A 15,508-nucleotide genomic window follows, 5' to 3' on the forward strand; every position below is an offset into this window, starting at 1 on the left:
TGGGAACTAACACGATAGGACTGTGTGCATTCGCGTTCTTGCGAAAAAGTAAGGCTTGCGTCGACGGCGCTTCGGGTAGCTACGCCTGGCGCTAGGGTGTGTGCCGATGCATGTCGCGCGCCAGTCGCCACGAGCGCGCCGAGCAACAGCAAGCCGGAGAGCAGGATGGCCCAGAGCAGCCCAATGCGCTGGCGCACGTCCTTGGCCGCATGCTGTGCCACACCTTGCTTCTCGGCTACTGACTGCTGTGCTTGAAGGCCGTCGAGCCGCGCCATTTCCAGTTTGTCCAGCTCGGTGTTGCTGAAGTCGGGCGCCGGACGGCCTGGCTCAAGACGCGCATGCGATCCGCTCGGCTGGCGAAACTGCCATCATGGTTTCGATCGCACAACTGCTTCAGTTCGCAATTCAAATTGCGCACGACAAAGCTCCTTGCAAGGGTCAGCAATCGCACGTTGTTGTTGAGTTCGGTAAGTGTTTCAGGCCGCCTGACTTGCCGCAGCAAAGTCAGGGAGTTGAAGGCTACGGGACACCACTCCCGTTCATGCGGTTTGCTTCACTACTTGCCCACGCCGCATGCGTGTGTGGCGCCGCTGATGGTTTTGGGGTGGCTGATGGGGCTCGAACCCACGACAACAGGAATCACAAGCTGCAATCTTGCCCCACAGGTTTCAAACTGCCGAACAAATTTGGAACAAAGGACTGAAACGCAGGCCCGGTCCGCTTCAGCCCGCTTTGCGGGATTCCAAACGAAGGCGTCAGCACATCTTGCGCTCGCGCAAAACTCTCTGACAATTGTCTGGCTCTAATGACTGCTCTTTCCGCTTGGCATGAAGGGCAGATTCGATGGTTGCGAAAGCAGTAGTCCGGAAAGGTGACACGACCTCGCACGGTGGCACCGTGCTTGAGGGTTGGGAGCACATGAAGTTGGACGGTATTCCGATTGCCGGCATCGGACACCTCGTTTTGTGCCCCCAATGCAAAGGGAATTTTCCGATCGCTGAAGGCGCAGCAACGCATTACTTCGGAAAGCTGGGAACTGCGTTGGACGGTATGAAAACTGCGTGTGGGGCATCCCTGATCGCCTCCCAGCAGCGAATGAAGGTCAATTGTGATTTGAGTGGCCCTAGCGACGTAGTCCACAGGTTCGCGGTACTTGACTACATAGAGGGTAATCTAAATGGGTCAAGCGATGGGATCTTTGATCCATTTTCGATGGACGGCCCGATGATCGCAGAGGTGGGCGGGGCTGCGACAAAAGCTGTCATACAAAAAGGGATGAGTCGGTCGACCTACGTGTTTGGTACGGATGGTGATAATCAAATTCGTGGACTGCTAAGCCGCGTCAATTTGAAGCACCCGAAGGACAATTCACCGAATGTTCTCAAGGAACTTCAAAGTGATCTTGGATTCACCGAAAAGAGTGTTACGTCATTCCTTGATACGCCAACCTATCGTGCTATTCGCGATTGGAAGGCGGACTATGAAAATCGTAAGACCGTCGCGATGGCTGATGCGCTGCTCGATTCGGCTATTCGGCCCGCACTGAAAATAATCAAGAATTCGGATCCCGCGATGGAAAACCTCCTTTTGGGCACAGCTATTCAGGAAAGCGGCTTCTTTACTCATCGCGCTCAAACAACTGGCGGACCAGGGACCGGTTTGTTCCAAATTGAGCCTATTTCGGCTGGAGATATCTTGAAAGGGCTCGCGAAGAAGTCGCCTGAAGTATTTGGTGCCATCGTCGCGCTTGGCTACGGTGACAACATCACGCAAAGCATCAACAAGATGGACGCCAAGAGCCAAGCCTCATTTGCGGCGGCGGTCAAGGCCAGTCTTCAGGACAGCGATGCATTCGGAGCAGCCATTGCAGGCCAACTGTACACTGATCGAATTGCGAGGAACAACTTGACGGTCCCGCAGCCAAGTGACGTCAACGGGCTGGCCGAGCTTTGGAAACGCCTCTACAACACGTCGAGTGGGCGAGGAACCGTTGCAGAGTACATAAGCAAATGGAATTCCGTATTCGGGGAACAGAAATGAAGGCTACAGCGATCTTAGCGGCATTTTGTCTAGTTGCTTTTCCACTTGCTGCGTTTTCTGCCGAGGACGATATGGCATTTGCGTTTCCCGTGCGAGTTGAAAAGACCCTAGCTCTGAATCAAAGCGACTACGAAATTCGCCTGCATGACCTCCCAGGAAAAGGGGCAACCGGCTTCGCGTGGAGCGTGATGCGAAATGGTTATCTCTTGAAAATCGAGATGATTGACGGCTATGGGCCAGCCTTAACGTCGATACCGACATTGCATTCGAGTGGATTTGGGCTCCTGTATAAGTCCGGTGCGCGTCAAAGCGTTCTCGACCTAGTCGTCCTTTCGAAGGGCAGTTTTCATAATTTGATGCCCGGCCGAATTAGCAGCAACCTCGCCTGCATTTATCGCGGAAACAATAACGCAGTGTTTGCGGTAAGCGAAAGCGGCGGACAATTTACCATTGAACGTTTCGTGTTCCGTGATGACGTGATCAAGACTCTACCGCCTATTCGAACACTAAAGTCGCAATCGGCTGGAATCTTGAGGGAATGTTCTGAAAAGTCATATTTTGCCGAAGAGGTCAAATAGAACCATTCGTGCGATCTCCAAACGCCTCCCGCGCAATGAGATCTTCGACGGCCCTCATGTTGTTTGTTTTTCTTACCCAAACGGTCACAGTTGGCGCGGACGGGGATAAAATGCTCGCCAAGTGCGCTTGGGGAGACAGAGAGCGACGCTTCACGTGATTCTGAATTGATTTACAAGTGTGCCGGAATGCAGGAGAAAGTGCTTCTTGTGTATGGCGAATTTGTAATGACCCAGTGAATTCCTGCTCAGGTGATAATTCTGAAAGGAAGTCACATGAGCATGGTTATGGAAGAAGAATTCAAGCGGTGGACGGCGAAGCGTAAAGCGGCGTTGGTCACTGAAATCATCCAGGGAAAGACGAGCGTCGCCGAGGCCAGTCGAGCTTTCGACATCCCGCCGTCTGAAATCGAAGAATGGGTCGATGAAGGCCGGCGTGGCATGGAGAACGCACTGCGTGCTAAGCCGCTGGACATCAAAGAACAGTACGAGCGGCAGATTAAAGAGCTTCAGGAAGCTTACGGCGAAGCGATGCTTGAATTGCGTGCCAGAAAAAAGCTGGCATCCCTGTTGGGCGAGGACGAGAAATGATCGAGACGATCCGACAGGGACTTGCTGAAGACGGTTTTAAGGTTTCGATCAACAAACTCTGCCAGTGGTTCGGGATGCCGCGCCGTACGGTGTACTACAAGCCCGTGAAGAGCGCGCCAAAGGTACAGGCGCACTTTGCTGATCCGATCAAAGCGATGATTTCGGAAGAACCGTCGTTCGGCTACCGCACGGTCGCTGGGCTTCTTGGTTTTAACAAGAACACTGTCCAACGCATCTTTCAGCTACGCGGCTGGCAAGTGAAGAAGCGGCCCGTTGGCTTTCGGCCGCGTGTGCAAGCTTTGCCTTCCGTGGCGACGGCCCCGAATGAGCGATGGTCGACAGATATGTGCCGGGTTTGGGCGGGTCGCGACGGCTGGGCCGTGCTGGCCTTAGTGATCGATTGCCACACCCGCGAGCTCTTAGGCTGGCACCTCTCTCGTTCCGGCAAAGCCAAGACCGCAGAGTCGGCATTGGAACAAGCGCTCATTGCGCGCTATGGAACGCTGGGCAAGGTGATAACGCCATTCTTACTGAGATCGGATAACGGCCTGGTCTTCACGAGCCGCAGCTACACCGCTTTGGTGCGCAGTTACGGTTTGCGTCAAGAATTCATCACGCCACATTGCCCGCAACAAAACGGCATGGTCGAGCGTGTGATTCGGACTTTGAAGGAGCAATGCGTACATCGCCATCGATTCGAAAGTCTGCAGCACGCAAGCCGGGTCATCGGTGATTGGATCGGGTTCTACAACAACCAGCGACCGCACCAGGCGCTGGGCATGAAAACACCCGCTGAGGCATTCAAATTAGCGGCCTAACTTGAGCAGGAAACGCTGGGTCATTACAAATTCTCTGGTTCGAATTATCCAAAGGGTGTAGCGCTGCGATATCATGCCGGCCGGCTGGAGCGGATTGATTTTGCCGAGCGTGTGTTACCCAAAATGGATCGATCTGACTGAAACTTATACGCGGTTGATTTTCTCGGAACACAGCCCAGAGTTCAGCGCCCCTCTTGTCAGCTATCGATTTGTCACCGGGATTGGGCAGGCGCAGGAGCCAGAGGGAATCACGAAATTGCGGTCACTTGAATCAGGGGCGCGGATGGAAGTGAAACCGTAGCCGGATAAATGAAAAAGCCCAGCGCAAGGCTGGGCTTTAAAAATTCTTGGGGTGGCTGATGGGGCTCGAACCCACGACAACAGGAATCACAAGCTGGGCGGGTAGCTCAGCAGTATCAGGGACTTGCTTAGACTATTTGGAACAGGATCAGGCCTAATCGTTCCCGATGGCGTTTAGACGTTCAATGTTGTTCCGCACCCGTCACTTCCTTTCCAAGGGCCGAATTCGGGGCTACGTACTTCTCGGCAACGATCTTGCCATAGAACCCGCCTAATTGATGGTGTTGCAGTTACAGGCTTAAGGTCGAGTAAAGGTCCTTGGACATTTGAGCCCAGCCACTGCTCTTATAGTTCGAGAAATTGAACGCCTTTAGAGGTCCCAGAATCTTCTTGTATTCGAGTGAGGAAATTGGATGCCCCGCTTCCGCCAATCGTTCGAGGAGCAGCAATAGCCCGCCTACGATAGTGGTTGAAAGTATGCCGCCCTGTGAAACAGGCTTCCATCTAGATTCTAGGTTGCTACTACAGCCAACGAGAAGCCTCTTGATCTCTCCAAGTGCATACTCGATGTATTGCTGTCTGTGGACTGGGTTTGATAAGTCTTGGACTAGATTCGAATCCCACGTTTTGTAGAATGCGCTCCCTCTGCGGAGCAAAGGCTTTAGTACGTAAGGGCCTATAGAGCCAGTAGCAACTTTCTCAGGTGGATCGAATTGTGATACCTGAAGCATGCCCTCCAATGAGCCCTCGCGTGCAAGCCTATTTATGAGGACCCGCCCAATCGCCAATGGCGTCTCAGGGTTGATGATGCTTTCCAAGTCTTGCCTCAACTGGGTGTGCACACCGGTCTGAGTGTTGTTGATTGCGAGGAATAGTTCAGCTTCGAATTTGACACGCATTTCGGCCGCGTAATTCGGCGGGAAAATGATTCCTGTCACTAGCAGGTTTTGCCGCTTGCGAAGCGGAGCAATCTTCTCTTCAATGGCACCTTGCCCCTCGAAATACGCGAGTATGCGGTGTTGACCATCAATGATGCCAACAGTCCCCAATTCAAGTGGTAGATCAAGTTCGACGTGCGTGCGTTGAGTGAGTAGTCTTGGATCTACAACTTGCCCGTCTGTTTGGCGCATGATCGCCTTAGAAGGCAGAGTGACTATCAAGTTGTTGATAAAGACTTTGCCATTGTTCGCAAGATACTCACGCATTTCGCTTAACTTATCGCTTCTGACAAAACGCTGATATGAGAGATCAGGGTCCTCCCATCCGTCACGCCGCAGTACGTAGGCGCGCTGAATTAGCGCCATAGGGTCAGCGTAGAAAGAGACGATCGCGAAATCCTTTGGATAATTTGTATGCGCGGCCGGTAACGCGAATCCTGGAAAACTCTGAGACGTCACGCTTCCGCCAGAAATCCGAGTCTCGCCGACTCGCTCAAGAGCTATTTCAAGATACTTCAGGAGCTCGAATTTTGCGGACCGAGCAATAGTCTTCACGAGTGCCGAAAAATATGCACCTTCTGCGCGATTTAGAATCTTGAACGGGGCCGAGTTATTGCTGACGCCGTCATCGACGTCAATTTCTTCTGAATAGTAAATGTGGCGAACTTCAAGTTCGCCCGCGTTGTAATTTGAGCCAATGTAACTATCGAGTGCCGGGTTCTTGGTGCGATAGATGTCGAAAAATGCGGGCCAGTCCTGGGCGATGAGTTTATGGAAGAAGATCTTGTTCGTGCAATGTTTTGTCGCGTCTTTTCCAGCGGTTTCTTCACATAACAGGATCACATTCTGCCACCCAAAAATATGATCGATCTCTCCTGTTCTTCCTTGGAGTTCGAAGTGAACGTTGTCCGAAGGGATGTGATGGAACCCAGCACCCTCAAAGATGTCTCGAAGTTTCGGCGTTTTGGGGGGCTTCCCGGCAGATTTAGTCTTTGAAGATGAAGCGGAAGCTTGTGTTTTCTTTAGGTGGCCCGTCGAAGCCTTGCCAGCGTGATTAGTGCCCTTGGACGACGATTTTGGCGCCGGCTTCTTTGTTGGCATGCTAATTTCCTTTGAGAATTTGCTGTTGCGCATTTTTTGTTGCCTGCGCTTCAACTCGCCACCGATTTTTCAGTTAGAAGAACGATTGTTTGACAATTAGATCACGGATTTTCCCGGCGTGACCAGGGAGTAAGGATGGTTGTGAAAAACAACACATTTCAAAGGAAAAGGTTGCCGTTCGCAAAATGAGCATCATAGTCCGTGGACTCATAGTCCGTATTTCTCGACTATGTGCGCATGGAAAACATGTTGCTTATGGCCCTTGGGATGCGCATCCGTGAGATGCGTAAGACCAAGGGATGGACGCAAGAAGATTTGGCAAGTGCCGCATCTATTGACAGGTCCTATATCGGAGGCGTTGAGCGTGGCGAACGCAACCTTACCTTTTCTGTCCTCTGTCAGATCTGTGCGGCTTTAGAGTGCGATGTCGCCGCGTTAACAGTTGACTTGCCAGGACGCTCCAAATGAAGTGGCTGCGTACACTGGTAATTTTTGACAAAGGGGGCGTCGCACTGAGCTCCGATTGGGATGAAATCCATAAGTCGTTCGTTCGTTCAATTTCCAGCATCGACTTCCCAATTGGGAGCGGGGCGTTGATCTTGCGCCGAAAAGAAAAGGATCCAGTTTCAAAGCAATGGAACCGAAACGGCGTCGGCTACCTAAAGGAACGTTTTCTTTCAAATATGGTTCAGAGCGAGGGATGGGAAGCTGAAGGAACGGTTAATTTGTCGGCTCAAGACGAAGACATTGCAATCAGCCTTTATCCGTCACTCGAATCTTACACAGAGCCGGTTACGTCGGCGTTCGGAGATTTTGATTTTGTTACCACGACGTCTGGGGGAATGCGGGTTGCTATTGAGTGGGAGACGGGAAATATTTCGTCCTCCCACCGTAGCCTAAATAAGCTATCTATCGTGCTCGCATCAGGAAAGATTCAAGCTGGCGTTCTGATTCTTCCGAGCCGGGATCTATACGAACATCTAACGGATCGCATTGGGAATATTGGTGAGCTCTCACCATATATTGGGATGTGGAAGAGTATGAGTGCGGCCGTAAACTACGGGATGCTAGCTATTGCAGTGGTCGAACATGACGAACTAACTAGCGACCCAAATTTCCCGTATCTCAAAGTCGGCGCAGATGGTAGGGCGGCAGAGGGAAAGAAGAAGAAAACTGCCGCAGCTATGTGAGGTCCAACGTGCTTTGGCGCGAAATTGAAGGCGTGCACTTGCACGCATCGTCTTCGTCAATTTCGCTAGCGGGTATCCTATAATTTTCCGAAAGTGGCTTGCCGGATTTTGTGCGACGCTTGATATCGGCTTCAGTGAAGAGCCTATTTTTTTGAGACCAGATTTCCTCTAAATGTTCTTGGTCGGCGGATAATGTGCCGAACCGTTCAACAATAGCTGAGCATTCAAGTTCGCTCCCAATCCAACGCCGCCCGGTCAGCTCGGCAGCAACAAATGTGGTGCCGGAACCGCCGAACGGATCAAGAACTAATGAGCCAGGATCCGATGACATGGAGATAATTCGGTCCATTAGTTTTAGTGAGAGTGCATTTGCATCACGCTTCTTGTATTTTGCGTGTCGAACAGGCGGAATGTCAGTCCAGACGTCACTGATGTTGACGCCCTCTGGATTCATCTTGTTTTTATAACCGCCGTAGTCCTTTAACTCACCGCCACAATGACGACAACAAGCGATAGGCAAGCGGTCAGGGTGAAATATTGCGGGTTTAGGACCTTTTACGTAATACAAGAGCGAATAATGTGACGGATAAAGTCTGCCCGAAATCGGGAGACTATATTTGATGTCAACAGCGATCCAATGCCGAAACGTGAGCCGCTTCCTTAGAAATTCCCCCAACGGCAGGTTCCACTTTGGAAGGTTCCACAGCATAAGTGTTCCGCCTGGTTTTAGGACGCGAATCATTTCCTCCAACCATTTTTCGCACCATGCTAGGTATTGCTCATCTGCCAGAGAGTCGTCGATCTTTGACGTATATTCTTTGCCTAGGTTAAAGGGCGGATCTGCGAAGGCCAAATCCACCGTCGCAGAGTCAATTCGCGCAAACATCTCTAGGCAGTCACCTTGAAAGAGCTGACCTGCTTGTGTCGTCAAAATGGGTATCATAGTCTCCATTGTCTCATTTTTTGGAGTTCGGCCACAAGGGAGTACTGATGTGAATCCATCTGCATGAGGGGCCAATATACAGGTTTCAACTGAGTGCCAGCACAGCTCGCACTCGAACTGATTGGATTTCCCCTACTCGGCAAGCGAAATGCCGCTACAAATTGCTGCTAAATGGTTCGGTTGGGCGACTTTAACTCTACGTCAAGCGGACTTAACTTCGCCTAACAACTCTGGGTGACGGTCAAGCACTCGCAAGAGTTTTACTAACGCAAGCGGGGGCTTGGTCTTGCCGGTTTCATAGCGTGAGAAGGCGTTTATTCCGCCGCCAAAAATTTCTGCTGCTTCTCGTTGGTCAAGCGCGAGTTTCTTGCGCACTTCGGCGATGAAGGCGGGATCAACAATCGCCGCATTGACCTGTTTCGAAAACGCGCGCATTTCGCGCATCACTCGATCCGACTCGGAAGCGTCCAAGAGCGATTCGTCGCAGGCGGGACAAAAATCTCCCGTGACGCCGAGGATGGTCGTGGACTCGCCCTTGTAGGTATAAGGCAGATCGCGTTTGTCGTGGGTCAAATCGGCGGCGCCGCACACTGGGCATTTCATCGTCATAGCTCCTTAAATGACACGATAAGAACATCTTCGATAACAGTCAATTTGAGGTACACATCGCCAACGTTTGTACTTGGGCGGTAGACGTCCTGCCAGATCGAGGAATCGGCATGCGTTGTCATGCTCTTGTGGAAATCAGACGATGTCAGCGCCATTACAACTTCGAGCATCTGAGAAAATTCCAGGCCCAACTCCGTTGCCCCATTTCGCGCAGCATTCGTTGTGCGCACCTTGCCAGCCTTGGCCAAGGACTTGACGACGGACAGTTTGCAGTGAGGGACACGCTTTTCCATGGTTAGGCTAACCTACTTGGTTAAATTTGGCAAGTTGGTTAATTGGCCCTCTGGGGCGGCTCAGCGCGTCGGCTTGGCGACCTTTACTTTCCGTCTGTCGTAGACTTTTGCGACCATCCTGCCGTCGGTGTGGCCGGTTGCATCGATGATGTGGGTGTCGCCCTGCTCCATCCTGTCCGTTACCGCAGATGGGCGCATCTCTGCGAGCGTGAAGCGGCTGAAAGCAATGCCATTTTCTTTGCTTCGGTCTTCGCAGAGCTTCATCAGGCGGCGAAGCATCACGTTGAAGCCGCTGGTTGAATAGGGCTGGCCTTGTGAATTGCCAAATACGTAGAGGCTGCTTGTCCTTTGTAGGGAAAGGGCATCGTCGATGATGGCGCGCAGTGTGGGCGACCACTCGATCCGCTTGTATCGCTGTACTTGACCCTTCTTGCGCTTGCCGATGGCGACGCTAATGCCGAGTTCGTTGTCGATGGCTTGGCGCATCAGGTGGCGGGTTTCATCGGGTCGGCAAACTGTGAGGTATGCAAACTGCAGGCACAGCGCGGTGACGAGTAGGCTGCCGCCTCGTTCGCGTGCCACCGTCATCACGAAGTTGAGGGCTTCCTGGCTGACGTATTTCGTCTTTGGACGAGTCCGGTTGTATTTGATGCCTCGGCAGTGGTTTGTCTCAAGGATGCCCATGCGGCGCCCATATTCGAGCACCGCAGAGAGTAGTGCGATTTCCTTGTTGGCCTTTGCGGGCGCACCAGTGCGCGCGCGGCCGTCCAGGTATTTGTAGATGTGAACGGGCTTGATCGAAGATGGTGACACCTTGCCGAAGGTCTGCATGAGGCGCTTGGCCTCGCTTTGGTTTTCTTTGAGCGTGTTGTCGGCCTTGCGGTCTTCGCTGCTGCGCGGCAGGCTTCGTTGCCATTTGAAGTAATCGTCGAACAGGGCGTTCATCGATCCGGCGACAGGCGCGGCTCCGTTCAGGAGGTTGGCCTGGTAGATCGCTTCGGTTCGAATCTCGGCAGCCTTGCGTGTGTTGTTCTTCTGCGCGCTTAGTCTGAACGCCCAGGTTCCGTCTGGCAGTTTGTAGCCATAGCTGACTACGAATTTGCCAATCCGTTCGTACAGGCGGAAGGGCAGGCCGTCCGCTTTTTCGCGCGCTTTGGTCATGGCTGGAACATGCTGAAATCAGGTTCGCCGTCGAGGTCGGGGCTTCGGCCGATGCTGAGCTCACCTGCGAGCCGACGGTTGTAGTAGTCCCTTGAGATACAAGGGAACCCGCGTAGGTTCGGTTCGAAGGGCCAGTTGCGGCTCTTGAGGTATCGGCGCATGCAGGCATAGCTGTTCGGTTTGCAGCCGATCAGGGCTGCGAGTTCGTCTGCGGAGAGATAACCGTTCATGTGTGCCTCGCTGGGGTTCTTAACGTCCCAAGTAGACGGCGGTGATTTGCTCGCGGCCGTGTCCCAATTCCTTCGAAAGTGCCAGCCGTGCTGCCAGGTCGATGGCTTTGTCCTTCGCGCTTAGTGCCTTTGACTTCGGTCCACCGGCAGCTGGCGCGGCCCAGCCTGTGAGCTGCTTGTATCGATCCTGCGCGTACTTGTGACGCAGTCCGTGCACGCCGTTGATGCCGACGCGATTGCACTCAGAACGGAAGCGCTGTAGTTGGCCGCGATAGTTCATGTGTCCCGGGATTAGACTGCCGCCTTTGGCTACTTGTTTCGCGTGGTCGAGCGCTTCGCGTTGGAGCTTGTTGGTGATAGGGATTTCGCGATACTTGCCGCCCTTGGTCCACGAGTCTTTCAAGCGTAGGTAATCGACTTGGTCGGCCCATTTCGGATCGATCTTGATGCTTTCCTCGCGCCGTAGTCCGAACGCCGCTTGCAGGCGCAATGAAGCGGCCGTATAGGCATCCTTGACTCGGTCGAGCGTCTGGCGGTCGACGACTTTGGCTTTCGATACGTTGGTCACGAACTTGCGCTGCTCGATGCCGTACGCCGCGTTGCTGCGCTCGATGATGTTTTCCTTGCCGATCTTTTCTGCCCACCAACGCAGGGCGCTCATGCGGTTCTTCATGGCCCCGGTGCTGATACCGTCCGCGCGCCATTTGTTGAGTAGGGCGGCAACATGCTTTGGTTTAAGGCTGGTCGCGTGCATATCGCGAAAGCCGAGTCGTTCGAGCTGGGCTGCGGCCTGGCTCAAGAGGCGTGAGCGATCTGCACGGCTGGCGAAGCTGCCATCATGGTTTCGATCGCACAGCTGTTTCAGTTCGAAATTCAAATTGCGCACGACAAAGCTCCTTGCGAGGATTAGCAATCGCGTGGTGTTGTTCGGTTCGGTAAGTGTTTCTGGCCGCCTGGCCTGCCGCAGCAAGGCCGGGGAGTTGAAGGCCACGGGACACCACTCCCGTTCATGCGGTTTGCTTCACTGCTTGCCCACGCCGCATGCGTGTGTGGCGCCGCTGATGGCTGGAGGGCCGGACAGCGGGCGGGCCAATAACCCAGGGCCCATGGAGTGCGTCGACACGCACGAGACGGCTCCGTTTGACGGGAGCGAAGCTGCTGGCAAGCAGCATTGACGGTCGCTGGTGCGCCTACTGATGAGGCTGTCACGTGCGACCGTAACTTACCGTTTTCCTCCTCCTTGCTAGGCAGGAGGAGCGCGGTAGCGCGTCGTCACTGGCAGCCTTGCCGCCAGTAACGACGCGCGGCGCACGCTGGTCGCCCTAAAAACAGGCCGGCGTGCTGGCGTCGGAACCCATGCTGCGGTTTCCCACGCCCGGTACGCCCGCGGTGTGCGAGCGTCGCGGCCAGGCTGCAGCCGCGGGTGGTGGCCAGCGTGAGCTGGCGTGCAGGCTGCCGTACAGCGCCGCCTTTGTGTTTGCAGCCAAGACTTAGCCGCATGTTGAATGCCCGCGTCTGCGGGCAAGCGGTACGCCGTCAAACATCGGCGGCGTACAAGCGGAAAACTTCACCGCTGGGGTTGCGGATAGAACCGCTAGCAGACATAGCTGCTTTGGAAAGGGCGCGTAACATGCGCAGCGCCTGGAGCATCACTCCAGGACGGGACATAGCCCGGTTGGCAGGGGCGATCCCTGCCGGTACAAGCTTCCATTGTGAGCTTGCGTGCGCATGCGCGACAGCAGAAACCCCAGCTATTTGATGGGGGCGTTTGCGACTAGCCAGAGATGAACTTTCGGCGCGTGCTTTTGGTCGGATGGGATTTCGAGGAGGTGGGTATGGAGTGGATAACGATCGGCGTGTTGGCTTACGACGCAGTCGCCCTGGTGCTGCTGGCTGTGATCGTTGTGGGCTGCTATCGCGGAGTGAAAGCAGAGAAGGAAGGCAGACTCAGCTAGGTCTTTGGCGCGGATATTCCAAAGAATTTCCCTGCTAGTGCTGAGTTCAAGGAGATGCCATCCATAGAGGGAATTCTGGCCGAGGCGGCTTGGGCTTTCCCAAGCGTATTCCAAAATTCCAAGGTCAGATTCCGAAAAAACAAAAGGGCTACGAATCTGCATTCGTAACCCTTTGATTTTTCAGAATTCTTTGGGGTGGCTGATGGGGCTCGAACCCACGACAACAGGAATCACAATCCTGGACTCTACCAACTGAGCTACAGCCACCACTGGTACTGCATTCTCTTACCTTGCGGCAGGAGAGTTCGCTATTCTACAAGGTCTGGGGCGGGCTGGCAAGCACCTCCGCTTCCACTGCCGCGGCGAGGCTGTGTGGCTCCCTTGTCTGAACGGCAATGTCCAGTCCCAGCAGGGTGTGGAAGGCGCTGTGCAGACTGGCTGCGGTCCCGGTCGTGTAGGCGCGCAGACTGCCCGTTACCGTTGCGGGATTGCTGAGCTCCCCCTCGCGCAGCAGGCGGCCGAGCTGGCGCGCGACGGCGTCGCCGGTGTCCACCAGAGCGATGGTCGGATGCCCGAGCGCTGCAGCCTCGGCACGGATGGCGTCGCTGACAAACGGATAGTGGGTGCAGCCGAGTACGATGGTGTCGACGCCGGCGCTCAGCATCGGTTGCAGATACTGGCGCAGCAGCGCGCGTGTTGCCGGGCTGTCGAGTTCGCCACGCTCGATGTGTTCGACCAGGCCGGAGCAGCCCTGCAGCACGAAGTCCGTGCCGCTGCTGCGGCTGACCTGCTCGCGCAGTTGCAGAAACTTCTCGCCGGCCAGCGTGCGGTCGGTGGCCAGCACGCCCACCTTGCGCGACTGGGCCGCGGCCGGTTTCAGGCCCGGCTCCACCCCCACCACGGGCAGGCCCGGATGGCGTGCGCGCACCTGGGCGATGGCGGCCACGGTGGCCGTGTTGCAGGCTACCACCAGGGCCTTGACGCCCTGGGCCAGCAGAAAATCGACCACCTGCAGCACGCGCGCGACCACCACCGCTTCCGGCTTGTCGCCATACGGGGCGAAGCCGGAATCGGCGAAATAGAGCAGGGCCTCATGCGGTAGCTGCGCGCGGATATGGCGCAGCACCGACAGGCCGCCCACGCCGGAATCGAAGACCCCGACGGGCGCGGCGCGCACAGCAGCGTTCACACCAGCTCAGGCCTTGGCGTTGAGCTGCTCGATCTTGGCTTGCCAGACCTTGGGACCGGTGTTGTGCACCGATTCGCCGCTCGAATCGACGGCCACGGTCACCGGCATGTCGACCACGTCGAACTCGTAAATGGCTTCCATGCCGAGATCGGCAAAGCCCAGCACCTTGGCCGATTTGATGGCCTTGGACACCAGGTAGGCGGCGCCGCCAACGGCCATCAGGTAGGCCGATTTGTGGTTCTTGATCGACTCGATCGCGACCGGGCCGCGCTCGGCCTTGCCGACCATGGCGATCAGGCCGGTTTTCTCGAGCATCATGTCGGTGAACTTGTCCATGCGCGTGGCCGTTGTCGGGCCGGCCGGGCCGACCACTTCTTCGCGCACCGGATCGACCGGGCCGACGTAGTAGATCACGCGGTTCTTGAAGTCCACCGGCAGCGGCTCGCCCTTGGCCAGCATGTCCTGAATGCGCTTGTGGGCGGCATCGCGGCCGGTCAGCATTTTGCCGTTCAGCAGCAGGGTCTGGCCGGGCTTCCACGAGGCCACTTCTTCCGGCGTCAGCGTGTTCAGGTCGACGCGCTTGGATTTTTCGGTGTCCGGGGTCCAGCTCACGTTCGGCCAGCTCGACAGGGCGGGCGGCTCCAGATAGACCGGGCCGCTGCCGTCCATCACGAAGTGGGCGTGGCGCGTGGCGGCGCAGTTCGGAATCATCGCCACCGGCTTGGAGGCGGCGTGGGTCGGGTACATCTGGATCTTCACGTCCAGCACCGTGGTCAAACCACCGAGGCCCTGGGCGCCGATGCCGAGGGCATTGATCTTGTCGCACAGCTCGATGCGCAGCTCTTCCAGCTTGTTCTGGGGGCCGCGCTTCTTCAGCTCGTACATGTCGATGTCTTCCATCAGCGACTCTTTGGCCATCAGCATGGCTTTTTCGGCCGTACCGCCGATGCCGATGCCCAGCATGCCCGGCGGGCACCAGCCGGCGCCCATGGTCGGCACCGTCTTGAGCACCCAGTCCACCAGCGAATCGGAGGGGTTGAGCATCACGAATTTCGATTTATTTTCCGAACCACCGCCCTTGGCGGCAACCGACACGTCGAGCTTGTCGCCTTCGACCAGCTCCATGTGGACCACGGCCGGCGTGTTGTCCTTGGTGTTCTTGCGCTCAAACTGGGGATCGGCCACGACCGAGGCGCGCAGCTTGTTGTCGGCAAAGTTGTAGGCGCGCCGCACGCCTTCATTGACGGCGTCGGTCACGCTGCCGGTGAAGCCTTCGAAGCGCACGCCCATGCCGATTTTCAGGAACACGTTGACGATGCCGGTGTCCTGGCAGATCGGCCGATGGCCCTCGGCGCACATGCGCGAGTTGGTCAGGATCTGAGCGATGGCGTCCTTGGCGGCCGGGCTCTGCTCGGCTTCATAGGCGCGCGCCAGGTGGGCAATGTAGTCGGCCGGATGGTAGTAGCTGATGTACTGCAAGGCGGCGGCGACGGATTCGATCAAGTCTTCCTGTTTGATGACGGTCATGGGAATGCTCTTGGTGAGATGAGGAATCCCGCTATTTTACCGCCGAAA

The 15,508-nt window shown here is 55.5% G+C and carries 15 protein-coding genes and 1 tRNA gene; 6 read left to right on the top strand and 10 right to left on the bottom strand.

The features are described from left to right. Positions 1-843 precede the first annotated feature (843 nt). From LZ005_RS16610 to LZ005_RS16625, 4 genes are all read left to right on the top strand, one after another. On the top strand, positions 844-2,040 hold the full coding sequence (locus LZ005_RS16610) for a PAAR domain-containing protein (RefSeq protein ID WP_269106746.1): 1,197 nt from the start codon (positions 844-846) through the stop codon (positions 2,038-2,040). Beyond that, complete coding sequence (locus LZ005_RS16615; RefSeq protein WP_237809614.1) at positions 2,010-2,618, top strand: hypothetical protein; 609 nt, start codon at positions 2,010-2,012, stop codon at positions 2,616-2,618. Before LZ005_RS16610 ends, LZ005_RS16615 begins: the two co-directional genes overlap by 31 nt. A gap of 255 nt (positions 2,619-2,873) precedes the next feature. Continuing rightward, positions 2,874-3,206: a transposase gene (locus tag LZ005_RS16620; RefSeq protein WP_373889345.1), complete on the top strand. Its 333-nt coding sequence runs from the start codon at positions 2,874-2,876 to the stop codon at positions 3,204-3,206. After that, the gene (locus LZ005_RS16625) at positions 3,203-4,024 is read left to right on the top strand and encodes an IS3 family transposase (protein WP_237809616.1); all 822 of its coding nucleotides are present in this window, start codon (positions 3,203-3,205) and stop codon (positions 4,022-4,024) included. The genes LZ005_RS16620 and LZ005_RS16625 overlap by 4 nt, the downstream gene beginning before the upstream one ends. 590 nt (positions 4,025-4,614) lie before the next feature. Here LZ005_RS16625 and LZ005_RS16630 read toward each other — a convergent pair. Further along, on the bottom strand, positions 4,615-6,396 hold the full coding sequence (locus LZ005_RS16630) for a DGQHR domain-containing protein (protein ID WP_237809617.1): 1,782 nt from the start codon (positions 6,394-6,396) through the stop codon (positions 4,615-4,617). A 234-nt stretch (positions 6,397-6,630) separates the two neighbouring features. Here LZ005_RS16630 and LZ005_RS16635 point away from each other — a divergent pair, with 234 nt between their 5' ends. Beyond that, positions 6,631-6,831, top strand: a complete 201-nt coding sequence (locus LZ005_RS16635; RefSeq protein ID WP_269106751.1) for a helix-turn-helix domain-containing protein — start codon at positions 6,631-6,633, stop codon at positions 6,829-6,831. Continuing rightward, the gene (locus tag LZ005_RS16640) at positions 6,828-7,553 is read left to right on the top strand and encodes a hypothetical protein (protein WP_237809618.1); all 726 of its coding nucleotides are present in this window, start codon (positions 6,828-6,830) and stop codon (positions 7,551-7,553) included. Before LZ005_RS16635 ends, LZ005_RS16640 begins: the two co-directional genes overlap by 4 nt. Here LZ005_RS16640 and LZ005_RS16645 read toward each other — a convergent pair. The 9 genes from LZ005_RS16645 to LZ005_RS16685 form a co-directional block, all read right to left on the bottom strand. Further along, positions 7,546-8,484 carry a site-specific DNA-methyltransferase gene (locus tag LZ005_RS16645; protein WP_237809619.1) on the bottom strand — a complete coding sequence of 313 codons (939 nt, stop codon included), beginning with the start codon at positions 8,482-8,484 and terminating at the stop codon, positions 7,546-7,548. The genes LZ005_RS16640 and LZ005_RS16645 overlap by 8 nt on opposite strands. A 213-nt stretch (positions 8,485-8,697) precedes the next feature. Continuing rightward, positions 8,698-9,099, bottom strand: coding sequence for a type II toxin-antitoxin system MqsA family antitoxin (locus tag LZ005_RS16650; RefSeq protein WP_237809644.1), 402 nt, complete (start codon positions 9,097-9,099; stop codon positions 8,698-8,700). Between the two features lie 2 nt (positions 9,100-9,101). Then, a complete protein-coding gene (locus LZ005_RS16655) occupies positions 9,102-9,398 on the bottom strand; it encodes a type II toxin-antitoxin system MqsR family toxin (protein ID WP_237809620.1) in 297 nt (98 codons plus the stop codon). Positions 9,399-9,458: 60 nt separating this feature from the next. Beyond that, a complete protein-coding gene (locus tag LZ005_RS16660; protein ID WP_237809621.1) occupies positions 9,459-10,559 on the bottom strand; it encodes a tyrosine-type recombinase/integrase in 1,101 nt (366 codons plus the stop codon). After that, positions 10,556-10,789: a DUF4224 domain-containing protein gene (locus LZ005_RS16665; protein ID WP_237809622.1), complete on the bottom strand. Its 234-nt coding sequence runs from the start codon at positions 10,787-10,789 to the stop codon at positions 10,556-10,558. Before LZ005_RS16665 ends, LZ005_RS16660 begins: the two co-directional genes overlap by 4 nt. A gap of 19 nt (positions 10,790-10,808) precedes the next feature. Next, positions 10,809-11,675, bottom strand: a complete 867-nt coding sequence (locus LZ005_RS16670) for a phage integrase N-terminal domain-containing protein (protein ID WP_373889346.1) — start codon at positions 11,673-11,675, stop codon at positions 10,809-10,811. Between the two features lie 1,260 nt (positions 11,676-12,935). Continuing rightward, positions 12,936-13,011 (bottom strand) — tRNA-His (locus LZ005_RS16675). A gap of 46 nt (positions 13,012-13,057) precedes the next feature. Further along, a complete protein-coding gene (murI, locus tag LZ005_RS16680) occupies positions 13,058-13,933 on the bottom strand; it encodes a glutamate racemase (RefSeq protein ID WP_237809624.1) in 876 nt (291 codons plus the stop codon). A 6-nt stretch (positions 13,934-13,939) separates the two neighbouring features. Next, positions 13,940-15,460 (bottom strand): fumarate hydratase, encoded by a 1,521-nt coding sequence (locus LZ005_RS16685; RefSeq protein ID WP_237809625.1) that lies wholly within the window; start codon positions 15,458-15,460, stop codon positions 13,940-13,942. Positions 15,461-15,508 lie beyond the last annotated feature (48 nt).

Source organism: Massilia sp. TS11, assembly GCF_022012445.1.
Classification (GTDB): Bacteria; Pseudomonadota; Gammaproteobacteria; order Burkholderiales; family Burkholderiaceae_D; genus Telluria.

Excerpts from the sequence above, each read along its gene's own strand:
- LZ005_RS16610 (WP_269106746.1), top strand. The coding sequence starts at position 844 with ATGGTTGCGAAAGCAGTAGTCCGGAAAGGTGACACGACCTCGCACGGT.
- LZ005_RS16615 (WP_237809614.1), top strand. The coding sequence starts at position 2,010 with ATGGAATTCCGTATTCGGGGAACAGAAATGAAGGCTACAGCGATCTTA.
- LZ005_RS16625 (WP_237809616.1), top strand. The coding sequence starts at position 3,203 with ATGATCGAGACGATCCGACAGGGACTTGCTGAAGACGGTTTTAAGGTT.
- LZ005_RS16630 (WP_237809617.1), bottom strand. The coding sequence starts at position 6,396 with ATGCGCAACAGCAAATTCTCAAAGGAAATTAGCATGCCAACAAAGAAG.
- LZ005_RS16635 (WP_269106751.1), top strand. The coding sequence starts at position 6,631 with ATGCGCATCCGTGAGATGCGTAAGACCAAGGGATGGACGCAAGAAGAT.
- LZ005_RS16640 (WP_237809618.1), top strand. The coding sequence starts at position 6,828 with ATGAAGTGGCTGCGTACACTGGTAATTTTTGACAAAGGGGGCGTCGCA.
- LZ005_RS16650 (WP_237809644.1), bottom strand. The coding sequence starts at position 9,099 with ATGAAATGCCCAGTGTGCGGCGCCGCCGATTTGACCCACGACAAACGC.
- LZ005_RS16655 (WP_237809620.1), bottom strand. The coding sequence starts at position 9,398 with ATGGAAAAGCGTGTCCCTCACTGCAAACTGTCCGTCGTCAAGTCCTTG.
- LZ005_RS16660 (WP_237809621.1), bottom strand. The coding sequence starts at position 10,559 with ATGACCAAAGCGCGCGAAAAAGCGGACGGCCTGCCCTTCCGCCTGTAC.
- LZ005_RS16665 (WP_237809622.1), bottom strand. The coding sequence starts at position 10,789 with ATGAACGGTTATCTCTCCGCAGACGAACTCGCAGCCCTGATCGGCTGC.
- LZ005_RS16685 (WP_237809625.1), bottom strand. The coding sequence starts at position 15,460 with ATGACCGTCATCAAACAGGAAGACTTGATCGAATCCGTCGCCGCCGCC.